This window comes from Nesterenkonia lutea (genome assembly GCF_014873955.1).
GTDB lineage: Bacteria > Actinomycetota > Actinomycetes > Actinomycetales > Micrococcaceae > Nesterenkonia > Nesterenkonia lutea.
Genome location: NZ_JADBED010000001.1, coordinates 1802150 through 1824339, shown reverse-complemented (window position 1 = coordinate 1824339; position 22190 = coordinate 1802150). Strand labels below are relative to the sequence as shown.

Genomic DNA, 22190 nt, shown 5'->3' with positions numbered 1-22190 from the left:
GCAGGCTGACACGTCTGCCGAGTCTGAGAGGGCGGGGTCGTGACGGGTCTTCCCCAGCCGCACGGAGGTCCTGGCCTGCGGGCTGATCTCCACACAAGCTGATCAGGCCGCCCGCACCGGGCGAGCTTCACCGAGGCTTAGGACATGGGCCATCCTGATGAGCTCGCGCAGGGTCTGGACCGTGTCTGGTTCTCTGCCCCCGGGCACGCCGTGCGGGCAGGGATCAGCTCTGCGCTGGGCCTGCTCAGTCCGACCTGGTGCAGCGGGTGCGGGGCGCAGGACACGGTGTTCTGTGCTTCCTGCGCAGAGGATCTGCACGTGCTGACCCGGGCCCCCTTCCCTGCCGAGCAGCAGGCGCTCGCGCTGCCGCTGCCGCTCCACACGGAGGAGATCACGGTGCTGCCGGTCACCGCTGCGGGCCGTTATGAGGGTCTGGTCTCCCGCGCCGTGTTGGCGTTCAAGGACCACGCGGCCGTCAGTCTGGCCGCCCACCTCGGTCCCGGCCTGCGCCGCGCGCTGGATGCCGCCGCCGAGCGGGCGAGCGGGCCGGAGGGGTCAGGAGGCGTGCACTGGATGCTGATCAGTCCTCCACCGTCGCTGCGCTCCCGGCTGGCCCGCGGATTCGATCCGTTGCAGCTCCTGATGCGCCATGCCCTGCCTGCCTGCGGTGCGGGACCCGGCGGCGCGCGCGCCGAGTCGAGCTTCACCCATGTTCCTGGACTGCTGCGACACGCGCCCCGGGCGTGGCTGCGCTCGCTGGATCCGCGGGCCGGCAGGCAGAAGTCCCGCGGCGCCCGTGCCAGGCGCAGCTCCCTGGCAGGCAGCATCGAGGTCACCGCCCGAAGCTCCAGGCTGCTGGCGGGGGCCGATGTTCTGCTCATCGACGATGTGCTCACCAGCGGCTCGACGCTGGGTGAGCTCTACCGGGTGCTCAGCGCCGCCGGGGCTCGAGTCCACGGTGCCGCCGTGCTCGCGGCCGCCCCGGCCCCCGGCGCCGCGGACGAGTCAGTGCTGGTGAGCGCTTCGCCGGAGGCATAAAGGGTGACGTGGGTCGGCTCGGCGATCTAGTCTGGGGTATGGGTACTTCGATAGGGTCCCATCGCGACGGCGAGGGGAACAGCACTCCCGTCCCCGTTGCGTCTGACATCGGATACGAGGAGGACAGAATGACTCTGCAGGTCAACTACACTGGCCGAAATATCGCGATCCCCTCCACCTTTAAGGAGCACGTCGAAGAGAAGCTCGGCAAGATCGAGCAGCTCGCTGACAAGGGACACCGCCTCGAGATCAAGGTCTCGAGCGAGAACTCCCACCGCCGAGCCGATACCAGCATCACTGTCGAGCTGACGGTCATGGGGCGCGGAAAGGTCATTCGGTCTGAGGCGCAGGCGGGGGACAAGTTCGCCGCCTTCGAGATCGCCATCAACAAGCTCGTGGAGCGTCTGCGCCGGACTCGAGACAAGAAGAAGTCCCGCGCCCACGCCTCCCACAACGGAGCCCCGGACGTCGCCGCCGCCATGGCGAGCGTTGCTCCGGCTGCCACGGATCGCCCGCTCTATGAGCAGGTCCTCGACGCGGAGCAGGCCGATGACGTGCCGCCCACCGAGGAAGAGGCCGAGTCGCAGTCCACGGTGAAGATCCGGCGCAAGGTCTTCCCGGCGCAGCCGGTCAGCGTGGATGCCGCCGTGGACGCCATGGAGCTCGTCGGCCATGACTTCTACCTGTTCGTCGACGCGGAGACAGGACAGCCCTCGGCCGTCTACCGCCGTCGCGGATGGACCTACGGGGTGATCTCGCTGGACCAGGACACCGACGGGGCGAATGAGCCCGTGGTGGAGGAGCGCGACTACCACGCGGACAACGGCGCCCCGGCTCACTACGCCGACGCCGTCTGACCTGAAAGACCCCCCTGACCGTTGAGCGGCGGATTCTCGGGGCATCTCCCGCGGAGACTGCCTCTATATGCCCGGAGAATCCGCCGCTCAACGTGGGCGGGGGTGAGCGCGTAGACTTATCGCTGGTGACCCATGCCCTTATCGTGGGTCTCCGCCGTACCAGTAGACACCGATGGAGAACTGGCTGTGCCCACTCTGCTTGAACGAATCCTCAAGACCGGGGACAAGAAGGTCCTTCGGACTCTGCGCGCCTATGCGGACGCGGTCAACCTCCTGGAGGACGAGTTCAAGGAACTCAGCGACGCCGAGCTGCGCGCCGAGACCGAACGCTTCCGCGAGCGGCTGCGCGACGGCGAGTCGCTGAACTCGCTGCTGCCCGAAGCCTTCGCCACGGTCCGCGAGGCGGCCGATCGCACCCTGGGGCAGCGACACTACGACGTCCAGCTCATGGGTGGGGCCGCCCTGCACCTGGGAGACATCGCCGAGATGGGCACCGGTGAGGGCAAGACGCTGGTCGCCACTGCACCGGCTTACCTCAACGCCCTCTCCGGCAAGGGCGTGCACGTGGTCACGGTCAATGACTACCTGGCCAAGTACCAGGCTGAGCTCATGGGACGCGTCCACCGCTTCCTGGGACTCGATGTCGGGATCATCACCAATGACATGAAGCCCGCCGCCCGGCGAGACGCCTACGCCGCCGACATCACCTATGGCACGAACAACGAGTTCGGCTTCGACTTCCTGCGCGACAACATGGCCCAGTCCCTCGATGACCTGGTGCAGCGCGAACACCACTACGCGATCATCGACGAGATCGACTCGATCCTCATCGACGAGGCCAGAACCCCGCTGATCATCTCCGGCGCCGCCTCCGGGGACATCTCCCGCTGGTACAACGACTTCTCCACACTCGTGAAGAAGCTGACCATCGACGAGGACTACGAGGTCGATGAGAAGAAGCGCACCATCGGCGTCCTGGAGTCCGGGATCGACAAGGTCGAGGACTATCTCGGCATCGAGAACCTCTACGAGACCCAGAACACCACGCTGATCCAGTACCTGAACAACGCGATCAAGGCCAAGGAGCTGTTCAAGCGGGACACCGACTATGTCGTGTCTCAGGGCGAGGTGCACATCGTCGATGAGCACACTGGCCGCATCCTCAAGGGTCGCCGCTACAACGAGGGCCTGCACCAGGCCATCGAGGCCAAGGAGCAGGTGCGGGTCAAGCCGGAGAGCCAGACCCGGGCCACCGTCACCCTGCAGAACTACTTCCGCAGCTACGAGAAGATCTCCGGGATGACCGGCACCGCAGAGACCGAGGCCGGCGAGTTCATGTCGACCTATAAGCTCGGCGTGGTCCCGATCCCCGCGAACCGGCCGCTGCAGCGCGTCGACCACAATGACCTCGTCTACAAGAACGAGGTGGTGAAGTTCGACGCCGTCATCAACGACATCATCGAGCGCCATGCCAAGGGTCAGCCCATCCTGGTGGGCAGTGAATCCGTGGAGAAGTCCGAGTATCTCTCCAAGAAGCTGGCGAAGGCCGGCATCCGCCACGAGGTGCTCAACGCGAAGAACCACGAGCACGAGGCCGCCATCATCGCCCAGGCCGGGCGCAAGGGTGCGGTCACCGTGGCCACCAACATGGCTGGCCGCGGCACCGACATCATGCTCGGCGGCAACTCCGAGTTCAACGCGGTCCGAGAGATGGAGAAGCTGGGCCTTGACCCGGTGAAGGACGCTGAGGCCTATGAGGCCCGCTGGGACGAGGTCTTCTCCCGGGCCAAGGCCGAGGCCAACGCCGAGGGCGACGAGGTCCGCGAGCTCGGTGGGCTCTACGTGCTCGGCACCGAGCGCCACCAGTCCCGCCGCATCGACAACCAGCTGCGCGGTCGCTCAGGACGACAGGGCGATCCCGGCGAGTCGCGGTTCTACATCTCTCTCACCGATGACCTGATGCGCCTGTTCAACCAGGCCGCCGCGGCGCGCATCATGAACTCCAAAGCCATGGACGATGAGATCCCGGTGGAGCACAAGTTCGTCTCCTCCGCGATCGCCAACGCCCAGCAGCAGCGCGAGGGGCAGAACACCGAGACGCGCAAGAACGTGCTCAAATACGACGACGTGATGAACCGCCAGCGTCAGGCGATCTACTCGGATCGGCGCAGGATCCTCGAGGGCGATGACGTCCACGAGAAGGTCCAGCACTTCATCGAAGATGCGGTGGGGCTGATGATCGACGAGAAGACCACGGCGAACTCCTCCGAGGACTGGGATCTCGAGGCCCTGTGGGAGGAGCTGAACTCCCTGTTCCCGGTCTCGCTGAGCATCGCAGACCTGGTCGAGGAGGCCGGCGGGATCGATCAGCTGAGTGTGAAGATGCTCAAGCGCGAACTCATCTCCGACGCCAAGATCGCCTACGAGAAGAAGGCGGAGGACATCGGCGAGACTGCGATCCGGCAGCTCGAGCGCCGGGTGCTGCTCACCGTCATCGATGAGAAGTGGCAGGAACACCTCTACGAGATGGACTATCTCAAGTCCGGGATCGGTCTGCGCTCCATGGCTCAGCGCGATCCCCTGGTCGAGTACCAGCGCGAGGGCTTCCTGCTCTTCCAGACCATGGCCGACAGCGTGCGTGAAGACTCCGTGCGGCTGCTCTTCAGCGCAGAGGTCACCGCGCAGGCTCCGGCGACGGCGGCTCCCAACCTCCCCGGAGTCAAGGATGGCCGCATGTTCGCCGCAGGCAAGCGGCTCCGTGTCCCGGGTCTGCAGGACACCACCTCCACCCAGGGCTGAGCCCGGCCCCGATCTGCACTCAGCCGAGTTCCATGGCGACCACGCGCCAGCGCCGCCGACGGGCCTCCAGCCTGAGCGCGCAGGCTCGGATCCGAGCGGCGTCGCCGAAGACCACCGAGACCTCCCACGCGCCTCGGGTCGCCCGGTCGGCGCGTATGGTGCCGAAGCTGAGGGGCTGAGGTCGAGGGATCGTCGCACCGGTCGGAGCCGAGGCGCTGCGGGAAGGCACCCTCCCAGGAGCGGTGCTGCGGCGCGCTTCAGCCAGCAGTGCGGCACGCTCCTGGACCTTGTGCTGCACCTCGAGGTCCATCCAGCGACTGAGCTGACTCGCCGGCCGCAGACCGAGGAGAACCTCGCTGGTCACCTGACAGACGATCCTGGAGATCGCGCAGATCTGACGACGTTCCTCGCGAAGCGTCGCCAGGGCGGTCGGCGGTTCTGTCTGGGCGGGTGCCGCGGCTCTGCCGCTGGTCTCCCCGCGCAGTCGTCTCACGAGCGCCGGCACCTCGTCTTCGCGTCGGAGCCGAAAGAGGACTCCGTTCTGGCCAGCTTCGGACGGCTCTGCCGGGCGTTGGACGCCGGGCGGCCTCGGTGCTGCGATCACAGTCGTGTGACCGCGCAGCAGCGGATCGGCGTCGATGATCGATCTGAGCGCGTGCAGTGTCTCCTCGGCGCCATTCTGCGGCGCTGAGGGTCGCTGACCTGCGGGACTGGCAGACATGGTTTCTCCCGATGTGGACTGGTCGAACAGTGGACGGATGGGCGGTGTTCGGCAGGGAAGGAATCAGGTGGGGGCACTCAGCCGCATGCCCGGATGAATGAGGCTTGGGTCATCGCCTATCAGCTCTCGGTTGGCCTCGTACCAGCGCGGCCAGCTCTCGGCGATCTCCCAGTCAGTTGCCTCTGGTCCCAGATGATCCGCCGCGATCTCCCACAGGGTGTCACCCGGGCGCACGAGGACCTGCGCTCCAGAGGGTGCGGGGTCCGGCTGCGGCTGACTCTGCCGACGGTCCGCGACGGAGTCTCGCTCGCGCGGGATGAACAGTCCCGACATCGGGGCCTCCTTGTCTTCTGCCCTCTCGGATTCTTGTGCACGCGCTGGGGGATCAATCTCCTCGGAGCCGCTGGGGCGCCGGGGCGCCTGTGGGTCAAAGAGGACCGAGTCAGGGCTCGGTCGCTGCGCCTCCGGGTCCTCCGCCTGCCAATGAACTGGCACCGCCTCCGCCGTCGCCGCGCCCCTCGTCTCCGGTGGTCCGTCCTTCGCCGTGGCGGCCCAGGAGTCTGCGGCGGTGGCTGATACGGCCAGACCAGCCCCCAGTGTCAGCGTGGCCGCACGCCGGAGGAAGCCTGGTGTCAGCCGGGTGAGGCTGTGAGCCATTCGCACTGCACCACACCGGCCCGCCACTGCCTGGAGAAGGAGCGCGGCGACGGCGACCAGCGCCAGCAGACTCGTCAGCAGTCCGGCACAGACTGCCGCCAGTCCGATGATCGCCTCCACCGACCCCATCCCCGTGCGACTCAGAGATTCCCATGCACTGGCGGAGAGCTCGATGACGGTTCCCGGATGGGGCTCTCGTGGCAGAGACAGCAGGGACCGGATGGGAGAGTCGGAGACTTGGGCCTCGAGAATGACCCGGCCGCATGTCCAGAGCGCGGGTCCGCCGACCAGAAGGGTCGTGCTCAGCAGCAGGTCTTCGACCGGCTGGCGGCGGGACGCCTGGGAGGGTGGCATGGAGGTTGGACGCATGAGGTTCACCGTCACGTTGTTTTAGTGTTCGTTTGATGCGGTTTGATATTTATGGAGTGTACACAGTTGCTCTGGCATCCACTAGGGCGGAGACCCAGGTGTGTACTCTGACATCAGAATCCCGCTCGTGGAGATGAGACAGGTATGCGCTGGGATGCATTGTTCGCGGATCTGGAATCACAGCTGGACGCCGCGCGGACCGCGGATTTCGATGCCGCCGTCGACGAGGCGTCACGTCTGGAGGCTTCCAGACTGGGGCTCGCCGAACGTCTCCGCGCCCACCGAGGGCTGCAGCTCACGCTTCTGCTTCCTGGGGATCAGCGCCTGAACGTGGAGATCGGGACAGTCGGCTCGGACTGGCTCTCGGGAAGCCGTCACCCGCACAGTGTTCTGCTGCCGCTGGCGGCACTGCGCGCCGTGGAGGGGATGAAGCGATCAGCAGCTCAGGCGGAACCAAGCCCCGCCCGGCGGCGGCTGGGGATCACCGCACCGCTGCGCCGCCTGGCGCGAGACCGCTCGATGGTCAGCGTGCAGGGCCCGGAGGGTCGCTTGGCACAGGGTCTGATCTCAGCCGTCGGCCGGGACTTCCTCGAGATTGCTCAACTCGACGCGGGGGAGACGCACCTGAGGCGCGCTGGCTCGCCGGCGCGCAGGACCATCCCGCTGCATGCCGTCTCCTGGCTCCAGAGCGAGTTCGCCCAGGAGGAATGAGGCGGCCCGCCACCGCCGTCGCCGCCGTCGTCCATGGCTCGCCGTCGACACCGTCGTCCATGACTCGCCGTCGCCCTGGCGGTTGGGGACAGACCTGCTCGAGGCTCGGGCGGGTCAGGGTGTGGGGGAGTCCCCCGCCGGAGAGGGCTCGGTCGAGCGCGGCTGCCCTGGGGAATCCACTGATCGTGACTCGCGCTGGGCTGCGTATTGGCGGTCGATGTACTCGTCGAGCTTGGCCTCTTCGACCCGCCACTGTCCCCGGCCACCGATCTGGATTCCCTCGATGTCCCCGGTCTTGATCAGTGCGCGCGTCTGCGACATCGAGATGTTGAGCGCCTCCGCCACGTCGGGCAGAGTCAGAAATCGACGCATCGTGTTCCTCCGAGCTGCTTTGTACCTCCAGTGGTCCACGGTCTGGGGCTGGAGGGTGGCGTTTGGTGGCGTTTCATCCATCATTCCACAACCGGCCGCTGCGGACTGAGTTTCCCCGCGCTGGGCAGAGGCATTCGTCCACAGTTTTCAGCGCAGCGGTCTCATGCGGCGCAAGCTGTATTACTCTGAGCCTGTGTGCCCGCCACGGCGGCGTCCCGCAGTGCGAACATCTCCGCCGAGACTTGAGCAGGGCGATGTGCAGGGAGGCACTATGCCTGGACCTTATTCACAGCCGAGCGCGGACTCGAGATCGAGATCTCAGGGCTACGGCGACCTTCCTGATGCACCTGCGGCCGAGCGGCTCCGTCGGCCCAGCTGGAGAGATCCCCGTCTGCTGGCCGGTCTGCTCATCGTTGCCCTCTCGATCGCCGGAGTGATCGCGCTGCTGGCTTCGCAGAACCGCACCACCCAGATCTACGCCGCTGACCGCCTGCTCACCGTCGGTGAGCGGATCACCGTGGAGGACCTGCGCGTCGTCGAGGTTCAGATCGACGACGTCGCGGAGTCCTATCTCTCGGCGGCTGAGGAGCTTCCGCAGGGGTCTGTATTCGTCGCCGCGGTCGCGGAGGGCGAGCTGGTGCCCCGTCGGGCCGTGGCTCAGGAGGATCTGCAGGGTCGCCAGGCGGTGACCGTGGAGGTGGAGCACACGCTGGCCCGCGGAGTGGATCCGGGGCGAATGGTCGATGTCTGGGCTGCGGATGCAGGAGCTCTGGGGCAGCAGCAGGAGGTGCAGGTCGAACGGATCGCGGCGGGGTCACAGGTCTCCGCGATCACCGAGGCGAGCGGCACCTTCGGAGCTCAGACGGCCGTCACTGTGGAGCTGCTCGTGGACCCGGATGAGCTGCCCGCCCTGCTCGCGGCGAGGAGCTCATCGGCGATGCTCTCCGTGGTCCCCGCGGGAACGGACCCCGACCCCGCGGAATCCGAGCCCGCCGAGGAGGATTAGTGGAGCGCTGCGCAGTGGCCACCACGGGTCAGCTCACGGTGGACCACATCGCCGCCGTCGAAGGTCTTCAGGGACCGGTGACGATCGAACGACGCTGCGCGGACCTCCCGGAGCTCATCGCCGTGTGTCGCAATGGCCGTGCCGATGCGGCGCTGATCATCGGGGACACCGAGCAGCTCACGGCCACGGTGCTCGCTGAGCTGCGGCAGGGCGGTCGCCGGGTCGTGGCCCTCTGCGCCGCCGCGGAGGAGCGCGACCGCCTCCACCGCCTGGGAGTCACCTGCTTCGACGACGAGGTGAGCGCCGGCGACCTGGCGCTGGCGCTGCAGGGCGGCCAGTCGACTCCTGCGGCACGGTCCACGACTGAGCATGCTGACGGCGCTTCACCCGAGGGCGCTGCCGCACCGGGCGGTCCTGCCCCGCCCGCCGACACAGTCGAGCACGCCGGGCAGGAGGACGGTTCCCCGGCGGTGGAACCGGATGCTCTGCTCCCTGCCGAGCCCGCGACCGTGACCCGACCGGAGGGGATCACAGTGGTCTGGGGCGGACCCGGCAGTCCAGGACGCAGCACGATCGCGCTCAACCTTGCCGCCGAGATCGCTCTGCAGGGGCACGAGGTGCTGCTGGTGGACGCCGACACGGTGGCCGCCTCACTGGTGCCTCAGCTCGGGCTGATGGAGGAGACGGCAGGGCTCGCACAGGCCTGCCGTGCCGCTGATCTGGGCCGTCTCGACGCCGCAGCGCTGGGCGCCGCGGTCGCCGTCGTGGAGGTCAGCGGATCCCGGTTCGGACTGCTCTCGGGGCTTCCGCGTGCCGCCCGCTGGCCGGAGATCCGTGAGCGCAGCCTCATCGCGGTCCTGGAGATGGCCAGAGCGCGCTATGACCACGTGATCGTCGACATCGCCGCCTCGGTGGAACAGGACGAGGAGCTCAGCTACGACACCATCGCTCCCCAGCGCAGCGGCGCGGCGCTGACCTGCCTGCGTGCGGCCGACAGGATCCTCGCCGTCGGCGCGGCAGACCCGGTGAGCTTCTCCCGGCTGGTCAAAGCGATCGAGGACCTTCAGCTCAGCCTCCCGGAGACCGCGGCGGCGCAGATCGAGGTGGTCATCAACAAGGTCCGCAGCGAGGTCATCGGACGCTCACCGCGTGACCAGCTTCAGCGGACCTGGCGCCAGCTGGGACCTGACCGGGGCATCGACGCGTTCCTGACCTGGGACGGCGCCGGGTGCGACGCGGCGCTGCTCAAGGGACAGGTGCTCGCCGAGGCGGCCCCGGATTCAGCCCTGCGGCGCAGCATCGCAGACCTGGCCGGCGCCGAGCTTCCCCAGCGCCGGACCGGCCTGATGAGCCGGTTCAGACGGTAGTGTGGATCACACAGGCAACGCGCGATCTGACCCGCGACGGGCGAGCTCAGTGCGCACTCCGGATCCTGAGAATGAGTGAGAGTACAGATGTCCGCCGAGAAGACTCTATGGACCAGCAAAGACGCCGACCTTGAGACTCTGACCGATGCCTACTACGCCCACATCGCGCGCGAGGACCTCGACCTGGTCAGCCCGGAGCACCAGGCACGCCGGGTCAGCGAACATGTGACCCTCGCTCGCTCGCGCACAGACTCCTCTCCGGTGCTCCAGGTGACCACAGTGGGCTCGCGCAGCGTGGTCCAGGTCGTCACCGATGACATGCCCTACCTGGTCGATTCCGTGACCGCGGAGGTCACTCGGCACGGCCATGGCATCTCGCTGGTGGTGCATCCGATCTTCCTGAGCAGCCGCAGCAGCGGGTCCGGAGAGCTCGCAGCGGTGAAGTCCCTGCCCTCGGAGCACCGCGGCGTCTCCTCCGGCGACACCCAGGCGCTGCCGAACCTCAGCTCCCTCCTCGATGAGGAGCACTCGGTCAAGATCGAGTCCTGGATCACCGTGGAGCTGGACCATGTGATCTCCGCCGAGGACGCGGACTCGCTGATCACCGGTCTCCGCCGGATCCTCGCAGACGTGCTCGCGAGCCACCGGGACCAGGACCGCATGATCGCACAGGTCAACGCCGCAGGCCGCTCGCTGCGCGAGGCGGAGGACCTCCCGGAGTCCGCGGAGTCCGCTCATCTGCTCGAGTGGATGGGCTCGGGCAACTACCTCTTCCTGGGCTACCGCGAATATGAGCTCGCCGAATACCCGGACGGCTCGGTGCACCTGGATCCGCTTCCCGGGACCGGCCTGGGCATCCTGGCCGACAAGAACGGCAAGCCCATCACCCGTCGGTCCACGGAGCTCTCTGCGGCCGGACGCGAACGGGCAGGGCAGCGCCGTGCCCTGGTCGTCACGAAGGCCAACTCCCGGTCCCCCGTGCGGCGCCGCACCTATATGGACTATGTGGCGGTCAAGACCTTCAACGCCGATGGCACGGTGAAGGGCGAACGGCGCTTCATCGGTCTGTTCAGCGAGCGCGCCTACAGCCAGTCCATCGTCAACATCCCGCTGCTGCGCTCTCGTGCCCAGGAGGTGCTCGAGCGCTCCGGCTTCGCCGCTGATTCGCACTCAGGCACTGACCTGATGCAGATCCTGGAGACCTATCCGCGCAATGAGCTGCTGCAGATGGAGGTCGAGGAGATCGAGCAGGCGGTCTGGCAGATCATGCAGCTGCAGGAGCGCCGCCGGGTCAAGCTCTTCCTGCGGCGGGACCACTATGGACGGTTCATGACCGCGCTGGTCTACCTTCCCAGGGACCGCTACAACACCGCGGTGCGCCGGAGGATCGAGCAGGAGCTGCTCGCCCATGTGCAGGCCGAGTCCATCGATTTCAACGTCCGGCTTACCGATTCGGTGCTTGCGCGCGTCTTCTTCCGCCTGCGCCTGGCCGACGACGCCGCGGAGCCCGCCGGCACCCGGGAGGAGCTGGAACAGCGTCTGGCTCGGGCTGTGCGGTCCTGGGCCGAGGGAATCGCGGCGGAGGCCCAGGAGCGCTACCCTGCCGAGAAGGCGGAGGCGGTGGCGGCCCGCTGGAGCGAGGCCTTCCCGGATGACTACCGGGTGCTCTATGAGGTCCAGGATGCGCTCGCCGATGCCGCGCAGTTCGAGGCGCTGGAGGAGGCGGCCGCACAGGGAGTGGCGGTGCCACGGATGAGCTTCTACAGCTCACGCGAGGGCGGGACCGCCGATATGCGCCTGAAGCTCTACCTCACTGAGCAGAAGACCCTCACCGACACTCTGCCGGTGATCGACGACTTCGGTCTCGAGGTGCTCGACGAGCGCTCCTACACGCTGAACTGCCCGGACGGGGCGACCTTCCACCTCTATGACCTGGGCCTGTTCTACCCTCCAGGGGTGGAGGCCGGGGACACCGTCTCGCTGCTGCAGGAGGCCTACCAGCAGGTGCTGATGGGCAAGGCCGAGTCGGACGTCTTCTCGCAGCTGGTGCTGCGCCTGGGCCTGAGCATCCGCAGCGTCACAGTGCTGCGCGCCTATGCCAAGTACTACCGCCAGCTCGGCAGCACCAACTCCTACAGCTTCGTGGCAGACTCGCTGCTGCAGAACCCTGAGATGGCCACCGCCCTGGTGGAGTATTTCGAGACGCGGTTCGATCCAGATCTCGAAGGAGATCGCGATCAGCTCAGCGCCGAGGCTCGCGAGAAGGTGCTGGCCGCGCTGGAACAGGTGCGCACCCTGGACGCCGACCGGGTGCTCAGCGCACTGCTGAACCTCATCGATTCCACCCAGCGGACCAACCTCTACCAGGGACGTGACTGGCTCTCGCTGAAGCTGACCCCGGCCACCATCGACGCCGCCCCCAGGCCGCGCCCCGCCCACGAGGTCTGGGTGTACTCCCCGAAGGTGGAAGGCGTCCACCTGCGCTTCGCCAAGGTCGCTCGTGGCGGACTGCGCTGGTCCGACCGTCGTGAGGACTTCCGCACGGAGGTGCTGGGCCTGGTCAAGGCACAGATGGCCAAGAACGCCGTGATCGTGCCCTCCGGGGCGAAGGGCGGGTTCTATGCGAAGCAGCTGCCGGACCCCGCCGAGGACCGCTCCGCCTGGTTCGAAGCCGGACGGGAGGCGTACAAGATCTACATCCGCGCGCTGCTGGACATCACCGACAACCAGCGCGAACGCGACGGCCAGATGGTCATCACCCATCCGGAGAGGGTCATCCGTCACGACGGCGACGACGCCTATCTCGTGGTCGCCGCCGACAAGGGCACCGCAACCTTCTCCGACACGGCGAATGAGATCAGCAAGGAGTACGGCCACTGGCTCGGCGACGCCTTCGCCTCGGGCGGCTCGGTGGGCTATGACCACAAGGAGATGGGCATCACGGCCCGCGGCGCCTGGGAGTCCGTGAAGTCCCACTTCTCGGAGCTGGGCGTGGACACGCAGAGCGAGGACTTCACCGTCCTGGGGATCGGAGATATGAGCGGCGACGTCTTCGGCAACGGGATGCTGCTCTCCGAGCACATCCGCCTGGTCGCGGCGTTCAACCACCTGCACATCTTCATCGACCCGGACCCGGACGCCGCCGACAGCTTCGCCGAGCGCCAGCGGCTGTTCCACGCCTCGGGCTCAGGCTGGGGGGACTATAACCTCGAGCTCATCTCTGAAGGCGGTGGGGTCTACTCGCGCACGGCCAAGACCATCACGATCACCGAGGCGATGCGGCGTCGCTTCGAGCTGCCCGAGGATCAGGAACGGCTCACGCCCCCGGAGCTGATCAATGCGCTGCTGCAGGCCCCGGTCGACCTCTTCTACAACGGAGGCATCGGCACCTATGTGAAGGCCTCCCACGAGACGCATGAACAGGTCGGTGACCGCGCGAACAACGCCATCCGGGTCGACGGCGGCCAGCTCCGCGCCAAGGTCGTCGGCGAGGGAGGCAATCTCGGATTCACCCAGGCCGGCCGGATCGAAGCCGCACAGAACGGGACGCTGCTCAACACCGATGCGATCGACAACTCGGCAGGTGTGGACTGCTCCGACCACGAGGTCAACATCAAGATCCTCATCGACCAGCTGGTGGAATCGGGTCATCTCAGGGCCGAAGAGCGCAGCGAGCTGCTCGGCAGCATGACCGAGGATGTCGCAGCGCACGTGCTGCAGACCAACCGGGACCAGAACGTGCTGCTGATGACCGACCGACATCGCGTGGGGGAGTGGTCCCCCAGCTTCCAGCGGCTCATCAGCTGGCTGGAGGAGACCGTGGACCTGGACCGCGAGATCGAGGTGCTGCCCGACGATGAGCGCTTCGCCCAGCGCGCCGCCTCCGGTGAGCGGATCCTGACCTCCCCGGAGCTCGCCGTGCTCGCCGCCTACGCGAAGATCGAGCTCAAGGCCGCCCTGGTGGAGAGTTCGGTGCCCGACGACGACTGGTTCACCCAGACCCTGGAGGAGTATTTCCCCGCCCCGCTGCGCGAGCGGTTCTCCGCAGAGTTCTCCCGCCATCCGCTGCACCGCGAGATCATCGCCAATGTGGTGGCCAATGACGTGGTCAACGTGGGCGGGGCGGCATTCGTCTTCCGCGCCATCGAGGAGACCTTCGCAGCCGAGGAGCAGGTGGTCCGCTCCTTCGTGGCGGTGCGCCAGCTCTTTGCGCTCGAGGACTTCGACGAGGCGATGCGCGCGATGCCGGTCAGCTTCGACCGAGACGCCTGGGCCAACACCTACCGAGACATGCGCCGACTGCTGGACCGGGCCGTGCGTTGGTTCATCAACCATGTCAGCCGCGGAACCTCGGTGCGCGAAGACGTGGAGGCCTATGCCGAACACATCTCCCCGCTCTACGGAAACCTGACCGAGCACCTGCGCGGAGAAGACCGACAGCGGGTCGAGGAGCGTCACGCCGAGGCACGCCGGGCGGGCATGCCGGAGGAGCTGGCGAACTGGGTCTCCCAGCTCTTCGAGGCCTTCTCACTGCTGGACATCGCCTCCCTGGCCATCGCCCACGAGCTCGACTCCCGCGAAGTCGCAGGAGTCTATTACGCGGTCTACGCCGACTTCAGCGCGGACTCGCTGCTGAACCGGATCACCAATCTTCCGCGCGAAGACAAGTGGCAGGCCCTGGCCCGAGGGGCCCAGCGTGACGAGCTCTACAGCGCCATGGCCGAGATCACCGGGGCAGTGCTGCGGGGAACCCCGGCCGGGGGTGACCCCCAGGAGCGACTCGACGAGTGGAAGCAGAACAACGGGGCGAAGCTTGCCCGCGCCGAGAAGCTCGTCGCCGAGGTCGATGCGCTCACCGATGACAACATCGCCTCGCTGACCGTGCTGCTGCGCCACCTGCGGGGCCTGATCGACTCCTGAGTCCTGCACGCCCCCGGGTCATCCCGGCTCACCGCTCGAGTTCCGCTGTTCAGTCCCCAATCGAGGAGTCCCTCCATGGCCGTCTTCCAGGATCCGCTCGTCGGTCATCGTCATCTGACCCAGGATGACGTGGAATGGCTCCACGCCCTCGTGGGGGACTGGCAGCTGCTCTCGGACCTGGCCTTCTCGGACCTGGTGCTGTGGTTTCCGCACACCGAGGAGGGCTTCGTCTCCGCGGAGGAGCGCTCCTTCATCGCACTGGCGCAGGCGCGTCCCTCCACCACCCAGACCCTGATCCACCGCGACGTGGTGGGAGACCGGATCCGCGCGGACCTGAAGCCCATGGTGGAACGCGCCTGGACCTCGCAGGTGGAGACCAACTCCTCTGACCAGGGGCAGCCCTCACCGGCGCGGATGAGGGTGCAGGCCATTCCGCTGCTGCACCGCGGCCGCACCGTCGGCGTCATCACGCTGCACTTCGCGGTCGCCGCGATGCGCAGCCCCTCCCGGCTGGAGCTGACCTACCGCCGCTGCGCCGAGGATCTGCTGGCCATGGCCGCGGAGGGCCGCTGGCCCGACGCGGCCCAGGAGTTCACCGGCTACGGCGGCGCCCCCCGCGTCGGCGATGGGCTGCTGCGCCTGGACGCTGAGGGACGGATCACCTTCGCCTCGCCCAACGCCGTCTCCGCGCTGCTGCGCCTGGGTGTTGCGGACACGCTCGAGGGCCGGTCCCTGGCGGGGATCGGCTCGGAGCTGCAGCGCGCGACCGGCGTCGTCGTCGACGAGTCCCAGCCGTTGATGCTCACCGGACGCCGTGCCATGCGCGCGGAGCTGGAGGCGCACGGCGCCGCGGTGACCCTCCGCTCCATTCCGCTCTATCACGCCGCCGACAGCGCGGCGGCCCGACGCTCGCACGGAGAGCGCTTCGCCGCCCTGGTGCTGTGCCGCGACGTCACGGAGCTGCGACGCCGGGACAAGCAGCTGATGAGCAAGGACGCGACGATCAAGGAGATCCACCACCGGGTGAAGAACAATCTGCAGACGGTCTCGGCGCTGCTCCGGATGCAGTCGCGTCGGATGGACTCGCAGGAGGGACGGGAGGGTCTGCGCCGGGCCATGCGCCGGGTGGAGACCATCGCGATGGTTCATGACTCCCTGTCCAAGGGCCTCGAGGAGACTGTGGACGTCGATGAGCTGATGCGCCGTCAGCTGCACCTGGCGGCAGAGATGGCGCAGTCGGACCGGCAGGTGATCACCGCGCTGGAGGGCAGCTTCGGCCAGCTCCCGCCGGACATGGTCACCCCGCTGGCGCTGGTCATCACCGAGATCGTGGCCAATGCGGTCGAGCACGGCTTCGGGCCGGATCCGGCGCGGCGCGAGCTGAACGTGCGCATGACCGTGCAGCGCCATGCCGACGCGGCGGGACGTCAGCGGCTCGATCTCGAGCTGACCGACGACGGCGTGGGCCTGCCTGAACAGGAATGGGAGCCTGGGCTGGGACTGCAGATCGTGCGCACCCTGGTCCGCGGCGAGCTCTCGGGCTCGATCGAGTGGCAGACGGCCAGCAGTTCCGAGACGGCAGAATCCGAATCCACAGAGTCAGAACCGGCAGAGTCAGAACCGGCAGAGTCAGAACCGGGAGATGCTGATTCGGAGGCCAGGCCGGCAGAGGGGGAGACGAAGAACGCGGCGAGGACCGGTACACGGGTTCTGCTCCGTGCTCCGATCCTCACCGCGTCGACGAAGGCTGGTGGGTGAGGCTTCCGCTCCTCACCCGAGGAGTGGAAGGTGCGTGCTAGGAGGCGCGGCGGGCGCGTGCGGCCCGGCGCTTGAGCGCGCGGCGCTCGTCCTCGCTCATGCCGCCCCAGACTCCGGAGTCCTGTCCGGTCTCCAGGGCCCACTGCAGGCAGGTGTCCATCACGGGGCACCGGCGGCAGACGCTCTTGGCCTCTTCGATCTGAAGCAGGGCCGGTCCGGTGTTGCCGACGGGGAAGAACAGTTCGGGGTCCTTGTCCAGGCAGGCTGCTCGGCTGCGCCAATCCATGGGATCACTACTCCTAGGGCGCCGCGGGGGCGCCGATGTTCGGGTCTTTGGGCATTCAGCGGGGATTCCTCGACCAACCTCGATATGGTGGTCGTGAGTGAAGCTGGCGGGAGTCACATCCGCTTCCAGGCGGCAGAATGTTCCGCGATCAGATGATCGTGGTGCCTGGACGGCGGTGCTGTTCCAGACCTCGGGTGAGGTGTTCTGCCATCCCGAATAAGTACGGAATCAAGGCTGGCATGTTAACGGCCGGCAAACAAGACTTCGCACTGCTGAAATGGTCATGAAACAGTGTGTACTTTGTCACATGCCCTTCCGGCCCGGCCGTTGCACCAGGTCAGCGTGATCAGCGGCCTCCGGCTGCGACGACGTTCGGAGTCCAGCCGGGTGGTTCAATGGGGAGATGGCCCCAGAAGACTCCGTCTCCCCGGATTTCAACGCCCCGCGTCCGCCGCGTCGCTTCATCCAGGCTCGCCCGCGGCCGGTGGCGGTGTGGGTGCTGTTCCTGATCCTCTTCATCCAGGGGTTCGCGCTGGCGTTCAACGCGGTGGCCAGTGCGCTGGCCACCGAGGCCCAGGTGCTCGGTGCCGCGGCGAACATCGCACTGGTGGTCCTCTACGTCCTGTTCGGACTGGTGCTGGTGCTGCTCGGCTTCCGGATCTTCCTCGGCGCGGCGGGCGCACGGACCCCGGCGATGGTGGTTCAGCTGCTGGTCGTCGTGCTCTCCTTCAGCTTCTTCTCCGGAGGGCTCACCGCCGTGGGGCTGGCCTTCCTGCTGCCTGCCGCGCTCGCGCTGGTGCTGCTCTTCATCCGCCCCACCCAGGTCTGGCTCAGCGAAGCAGATCCGCAGGACTGAGGTCCTCGCCGTACACCTCGGCCCAGTGCAGGTGGCGGCGCCGTGCTGGTGGTGGTGCAGGACAGGGCTGGCGCAGCGCTGATCCTGCCGCGGTCAGTTGACCGGGCCGGTCCACTTCTCGCCGGGGCCCTTGCCCGGGGCGTCCGGGACGGACGACTCCTCACGGAAGGCGAGCTGGAGCGAGCGCAGGCCATCACGCAGCGGAGCGGCGTGTGTCGCGCCGACCTCGGGCGCGGCCGCGGTGATGAGTCCGGCGAGTGAGGTGATGAGCTTGCGCGCCTCATCGAGGTCCTTGAGCTCGTCAGCGTGGGGATCATCCGCAAGACCGAGCTTCACGGCGGCGGCGCTCATCAGGTGCACCGACACGGTGTTGATCAGCTCCACAGCGGGAACCTCGGAGATGTCCCGGGACTGCTGGTTCACGGCCTGGGCCATCGACGAATCGGCTCCATGCTGTGCACTGGAATCCACGGTGCTGCCAGCACTGTTCTCTGCACTGGTCTCTGCGCCCTCGGCGCGGTTATTCTGCTCACTCTGCATGCTGGTAAGCTTGTCACAGTCTCTTCGGCCGCGCTAAACGCGCTCAGGAGCGTCATACGGGCTCCGCAGGAGTTCGCGCGGCGACTTCACCGAGGACTCCCCATTCACCGAATTCCTCATAAACAGGAGCTAGACAGATCAGCGAACCACGCATCAACGAACGCATCCGCGTACCAGAAGTCCGCCTCGTCGGCCCCCAGGGGGAGCAGGTGGGCGTCGTCCGCATCGAAGACGCCCTGCGCCTCGCCACGGAGTCCGATCTGGATCTGGTTGAGGTCGCGCCGCAGGCCAAACCTCCCGTCTGCAAGCTGATGGATTTCGGCAAGTACAAGTACGAGGCTGCCGTGAAGGCCCGCGAGTCGCGGAAGAACCAGAGCACCACGGTGCTCAAGGAAGTCCGCTTCCGGCTGAAGATCGACGACCACGACTACAACACCAAGGTCGGTCATGCCCGCCGATTCCTGGAGGCCGGTGACAAGGTCAAGGCGATGATCCAGTTCCGCGGACGCGAGCAGCAGCGCCCGGAGATGGGTGTGCGCCTGCTCCAGCGCTTCTCGCAGGACGTCGCCGATCTGGGCGCCGTGGAGTCTTCCCCGCGCCAGGACGGCCGCCACATGGTCATGGTCGTGGGTCCGCTGAAGACCAAGGCTGAGGCCAAGGCCGCGGCGAAGAACCAGGCCAAGAAGGAAGACCCGGCCGAGGCTGAGGTCGAGGCCGAGCAGCCCAAGGTCAAGAACGACCGTCGCACCCGCAAGAACGCGGAGCGACTGCCCACGGAGAAGAAGGACGCCGCGCCGCTCTCGAACTCCATGGCCGACTATCTGCCGGATGAGCTGAAGAACCTCTAGACAGTTCTTCTCCTCACGGTGAACCGGCGCACCCGTCTCATGGCGTAGACTGGTGCGCTGGTCTGCGTGACGCGTCGCTTCGGCGTCGTCACCGCCACTATAAAAGGGGTCCGAGGTGTGGACCCGCTCGCGCTGGCTTCCAGCGCCTGCCCACACCGGGGGACCCACCTCTGCGCCGCCGCGTCAGCAGATGAGCCTCGGCTCGCCGCTGAAGAGCACAGGCGCTGCAGGTCCGAACGACACAAGGAGAACGGCACCATGCCGAAGATGAAGACCCACAGCGGGGCCAAGAAGCGGTTCAAGCTGACCGGTTCTGGCAAGCTCAAGCGCCAGCAGGCCAACCGTCGCCACTACCTGGAGCACAAGTCCTCACGCCTGAAGCGCCGTCTGGCCGGTGACCACCTGGTCACCAAGGCTGACGAGAAGCGCATCAAGCGGATGCTGGGCATCTGAGCCTCAGCACTCTGCTCACCGAAGACTTTAAGACTCAAGGAGATATCACGTGGCACGTGTGAAGAGGGCCGTCAATGGCCATAAGAAGCGCCGCAAGGTCCTGGACAGGGCCTCCGGCTACCGCGGACAGCGCTCACGCCTTTACCGCAAGGCGAAAGAGCAGCTGCTGCACTCGTACGTCTATAACTACCAGCACCGCAAGAAGCGCAAGGGCGACTTCCGTCGCCTGTGGATCCAGCGCATCAACGCTGCGGCCCGCTCCCATGGCATGACCTACAACCGCTTCATCCAGGGCCTGAAGGCCGCTGGGGTCGAGGTTGACCGTCGCATGCTTGCCGAGCTCGCCGTCTACGACGCGAAGTCATTCGGCGTCCTGGTCGAGACCGCCCGCAAGGCGCTCCCGCAGGATGTCAACGCCGCTCGAGTCTGAACCGGCACCAGCTGAGAAGGCGCCGTCTCCTTTCGGGGGCGGCGCCTTCTTCGTGCCCCGACAGTTCCGCAGCGTCCCGTCCCCGCGCTGCCATTGCGGCATCCGCGCAGTAGGAGAAGATAGAGACATGTCCCAGCAGATTGACCCAGAGCTCGTCGACAACCCCCGATCCGACCGCGTCCGCCGCGTGGCGGGCCTCGCGAGCCGTTCCGCGCGAACGAAACAGGGCCTGTTCCTGGCCGAGGGGCCCCAGCCGGTGCGCGAGGCGCTGACGGTGTGGCTGCGCCAGTGGGAGCAGGAACAGGGCGCACAGCCCTTCCCCGAGCTGGACGCGCTCTTCTTCGACCCCGTCGCGCTGGAGAAGCACCCGGACGTGCTCGCCCTGCTGGACCGGGTGCGCGGCGTGCTCTTCAACCCCGAGATCAAGCTCCCCTCACAGGCCCGGATCTTCCTGCGCGAAGCCACCCCGGAGGTGCTGCGCCACATGGGCGATGCGGAGACCTCCCAGGGGATGCTCGCGGTGTGCCGGATCCCGACCGCCGCCTCGCAGCTGACCGCACTGGATGCGGCGCTCGAGAAGCTCTCCCAGGGCCAGGGTCCCGCGCTTCTCGCCGGGATGCTGCGGCTGCAGGACCCCGGCAATGCCGGCACGATCATCCGCACTGCGGACGCCGCCGGTGCGGGCGCGGTGGTCCTCTCACCAGGCACCGTGGACCCGTGGAGCCCCAAGGTGGTCCGGTCAGCCGCCGGCTCCCACTTCCACCTGCCGCTGTTCACCGGCATCGAGGCCGCCGACCTGGTCGAGGCCGCACGGGCCCGAGGGTTCCAGGTGCTCGCCGCCGATGGCCGCGGAGAGACCCAGCTGACGGAGCTGGCCAGCCCGGCGGCCTCCACCCTCTGGCTGCTGGGCCATGAGGCGCATGGTCTCACCCACGCCGAGCGCGAGCTGGCCGATCACCGGGTCGCCATTCCGCTCTTCGGTGCAGCCGAGTCGCTCAACGTGGCCACAGCCGCGACGGTCTGCATGTATTCCACGGCGATGGCCCAGCACCAGGGGAACGCAGCATCCGCGCCCCCCGCCGCTGAGGCGCCGGGCGCTGCGGCCTCGGCCGAGACTCCTGTCGTGCCGGCTCCGGATGCGGGACAGGGCCGCACCGAGTCATGAGCCGAGAGGCCGAGAACACCGGCTTCGACTGCGTCCACTGTGGTCATCCGATCCCGAAGCAGCTCGGGGGCAGCTACCGGAATCACTGTCCCCGCTGCCTGTACTCCAGACATGTGGACGTCAGTCCGGGGGACCGCGCAGCCGACTGCGGTGCCCCCATGGAGCCGGTCGGGGTGGATCACACCGGCAAGAAGGGGTTCCTGCTGCTGCACCGCTGCACCGCGTGCGGGCAGCAGGACCGCAATCGGCTCGCTCCGGATGATGACATGGACCGGGTGATCGAGCTCCAGCGTCCGCGCTGATCCCTCAGGCCGGCTGGTTGGAGAAGCTCACTCCGGAGCTTCCCCGCCGATGAGAGCCCACCACGTGGGTGTCCACCATCCCGACGGCCTCCATCAGCGCAAAGACCGTGGTGGGACCGACGAACCTGAACCCTTCGGCCTTGAGCCTTCTGGCCAGTGCCTCGGACTCAGCCGAGCGGGTGGGAATCTCCTCCAGGCTTCGCGGCACCGGCGTCCGGTCAGGCTGATAGGACCAGATCAGCGCCGCCAGCCCGCCTTGTTCGCGCAGCGCCAGTGTGGCCTGCGCATTGCTGATGGTGGCCATGATCTTTCCGCGGTGTCGGATGATTCCCGCATCGGTCAGCAGCCGCTGGACGTCCTCCTGCGAGAAGTCCGCCACGATCTCAGGATCAAAGTCGGCGAAGGCGGCGCGGAAATTCTCCCGCTTGCTCAGGATGGTGGACCAGGAGAGCCCCGACTGGAAGCCCTCCAGAGAAAGTCGTTCGAAGAGGCCGCGTTCCTCGCAGATGGGCATGCCCCACTCCGTGTCGTAATAGCGGCACATCATCTCGCTGCCCAGGGCCCACGCGGTGCGGACCAGTCCGTCGGGACCCGTGGCCAGGCCGGGGTTCGTCTCAGAGATCACCTCATAAGGGTAGCTCCGCGCCGAGCTCGTATGCCCCGGCACCTGGACGCTCGGGACGCAGAACGGCCCTGGTCGAATGACCAGGGCCGTTCCGGTGCTGAGTGGGAGTG

General features: G+C 67.3%; 20 protein-coding genes. 14 read left to right on the top strand and 6 right to left on the bottom strand.

Going from position 1 to position 22190, the window contains the following annotated elements:
• Positions 1–144: 144 nt before the first annotated feature.
• The 3 genes from H4W27_RS08335 to secA all read left to right on the top strand — a co-directional run bounded on the left by H4W27_RS08335 (position 145) and on the right by secA (position 4694).
• The gene (locus H4W27_RS08335) at positions 145–1038 is read left to right on the top strand and encodes a ComF family protein (RefSeq protein ID WP_192595517.1); all 894 of its coding nucleotides are present in this window, start codon (positions 145–147) and stop codon (positions 1036–1038) included.
• Between the two features lie 128 nt (positions 1039–1166).
• Complete coding sequence (gene hpf, locus H4W27_RS08330) at positions 1167–1895, top strand: ribosome hibernation-promoting factor, HPF/YfiA family (RefSeq protein WP_192595516.1); 729 nt, start codon at positions 1167–1169, stop codon at positions 1893–1895.
• A 186-nt stretch (positions 1896–2081) separates the two neighbouring features.
• Positions 2082–4694 carry a preprotein translocase subunit SecA gene (gene secA / locus H4W27_RS08325; protein ID WP_192595515.1) on the top strand — a complete coding sequence of 871 codons (2613 nt, stop codon included), beginning with the start codon at positions 2082–2084 and terminating at the stop codon, positions 4692–4694.
• 19 nt (positions 4695–4713) lie between these two features.
• On the opposite strand, the gene H4W27_RS08320 is transcribed toward secA, so the two are convergent.
• Both H4W27_RS08320 and H4W27_RS08315 read right to left on the bottom strand, forming a co-directional pair.
• Positions 4714–5415: an Rv3235 family protein gene (locus tag H4W27_RS08320; RefSeq protein ID WP_192595514.1), complete on the bottom strand. Its 702-nt coding sequence runs from the start codon at positions 5413–5415 to the stop codon at positions 4714–4716.
• A gap of 63 nt (positions 5416–5478) precedes the next feature.
• Positions 5479–6441 (bottom strand): LysM peptidoglycan-binding domain-containing protein, encoded by a 963-nt coding sequence (locus H4W27_RS08315; RefSeq protein WP_192595513.1) that lies wholly within the window; start codon positions 6439–6441, stop codon positions 5479–5481.
• Positions 6442–6585: 144 nt separating this feature from the next.
• Here H4W27_RS08315 and H4W27_RS08310 point away from each other — a divergent pair, with 144 nt between their 5' ends.
• Complete coding sequence (locus H4W27_RS08310) at positions 6586–7152, top strand: hypothetical protein (protein ID WP_192595512.1); 567 nt, start codon at positions 6586–6588, stop codon at positions 7150–7152.
• Between the two features lie 114 nt (positions 7153–7266).
• Here the strand turns inward: H4W27_RS08310 and H4W27_RS08305 are convergent, their stop codons facing one another.
• Complete coding sequence (locus H4W27_RS08305) at positions 7267–7524, bottom strand: helix-turn-helix domain-containing protein (RefSeq protein ID WP_192595511.1); 258 nt, start codon at positions 7522–7524, stop codon at positions 7267–7269.
• Between the two features lie 271 nt (positions 7525–7795).
• Here H4W27_RS08305 and H4W27_RS08300 point away from each other — a divergent pair, with 271 nt between their 5' ends.
• The 4 genes from H4W27_RS08300 to H4W27_RS08285 all read left to right on the top strand — a co-directional run bounded on the left by H4W27_RS08300 (position 7796) and on the right by H4W27_RS08285 (position 16575).
• Positions 7796–8530 carry a CpaB family protein gene (locus H4W27_RS08300; RefSeq protein WP_192595510.1) on the top strand — a complete coding sequence of 245 codons (735 nt, stop codon included), beginning with the start codon at positions 7796–7798 and terminating at the stop codon, positions 8528–8530.
• Positions 8530–9897: an AAA family ATPase gene (locus H4W27_RS13845; RefSeq protein ID WP_192595509.1), complete on the top strand. Its 1368-nt coding sequence runs from the start codon at positions 8530–8532 to the stop codon at positions 9895–9897. Before H4W27_RS08300 ends, H4W27_RS13845 begins: the two co-directional genes overlap by 1 nt.
• A gap of 87 nt (positions 9898–9984) precedes the next feature.
• Positions 9985–14817 (top strand): NAD-glutamate dehydrogenase, encoded by a 4833-nt coding sequence (locus H4W27_RS08290; protein WP_192595508.1) that lies wholly within the window; start codon positions 9985–9987, stop codon positions 14815–14817.
• A gap of 75 nt (positions 14818–14892) precedes the next feature.
• The gene (locus H4W27_RS08285; RefSeq protein WP_192595507.1) at positions 14893–16575 is read left to right on the top strand and encodes a sensor histidine kinase; all 1683 of its coding nucleotides are present in this window, start codon (positions 14893–14895) and stop codon (positions 16573–16575) included.
• A gap of 37 nt (positions 16576–16612) precedes the next feature.
• Here the strand turns inward: H4W27_RS08285 and H4W27_RS08280 are convergent, their stop codons facing one another.
• A complete protein-coding gene (locus H4W27_RS08280) occupies positions 16613–16861 on the bottom strand; it encodes a WhiB family transcriptional regulator (RefSeq protein ID WP_036474112.1) in 249 nt (82 codons plus the stop codon).
• Positions 16862–17264: 403 nt separating this feature from the next.
• Here H4W27_RS08280 and H4W27_RS08275 point away from each other — a divergent pair, with 403 nt between their 5' ends.
• Entirely contained in the window at positions 17265–17717 is a 453-nt protein-coding gene (locus tag H4W27_RS08275) for a hypothetical protein (RefSeq protein ID WP_192595506.1), read from the top strand.
• A 93-nt stretch (positions 17718–17810) separates the two neighbouring features.
• On the opposite strand, the gene H4W27_RS08270 is transcribed toward H4W27_RS08275, so the two are convergent.
• The gene (locus tag H4W27_RS08270; protein WP_192596508.1) at positions 17811–18152 is read right to left on the bottom strand and encodes a DUF1844 domain-containing protein; all 342 of its coding nucleotides are present in this window, start codon (positions 18150–18152) and stop codon (positions 17811–17813) included.
• Between the two features lie 242 nt (positions 18153–18394).
• On the opposite strand from H4W27_RS08270, the gene infC reads away from it, so the two are divergent.
• From infC to H4W27_RS08245, 5 genes are all read left to right on the top strand, one after another.
• A complete protein-coding gene (infC, locus tag H4W27_RS08265) occupies positions 18395–19105 on the top strand; it encodes a translation initiation factor IF-3 (protein WP_192596507.1) in 711 nt (236 codons plus the stop codon).
• 258 nt (positions 19106–19363) lie between these two features.
• Positions 19364–19558 (top strand): 50S ribosomal protein L35, encoded by a 195-nt coding sequence (rpmI, locus tag H4W27_RS08260; protein WP_036474096.1) that lies wholly within the window; start codon positions 19364–19366, stop codon positions 19556–19558.
• Between the two features lie 49 nt (positions 19559–19607).
• Positions 19608–19988 carry a 50S ribosomal protein L20 gene (gene rplT / locus H4W27_RS08255; RefSeq protein WP_192591000.1) on the top strand — a complete coding sequence of 127 codons (381 nt, stop codon included), beginning with the start codon at positions 19608–19610 and terminating at the stop codon, positions 19986–19988.
• 127 nt (positions 19989–20115) lie between these two features.
• On the top strand, positions 20116–21153 hold the full coding sequence (locus H4W27_RS08250; RefSeq protein ID WP_192595505.1) for a TrmH family RNA methyltransferase: 1038 nt from the start codon (positions 20116–20118) through the stop codon (positions 21151–21153).
• Positions 21150–21455 carry an RNHCP domain-containing protein gene (locus H4W27_RS08245; protein WP_192595504.1) on the top strand — a complete coding sequence of 102 codons (306 nt, stop codon included), beginning with the start codon at positions 21150–21152 and terminating at the stop codon, positions 21453–21455. Before H4W27_RS08250 ends, H4W27_RS08245 begins: the two co-directional genes overlap by 4 nt.
• A 4-nt stretch (positions 21456–21459) precedes the next feature.
• On the opposite strand, the gene H4W27_RS08240 is transcribed toward H4W27_RS08245, so the two are convergent.
• Positions 21460–22077: a DNA-3-methyladenine glycosylase I gene (locus H4W27_RS08240; RefSeq protein WP_404821867.1), complete on the bottom strand. Its 618-nt coding sequence runs from the start codon at positions 22075–22077 to the stop codon at positions 21460–21462.
• Positions 22078–22190 lie beyond the last annotated feature (113 nt).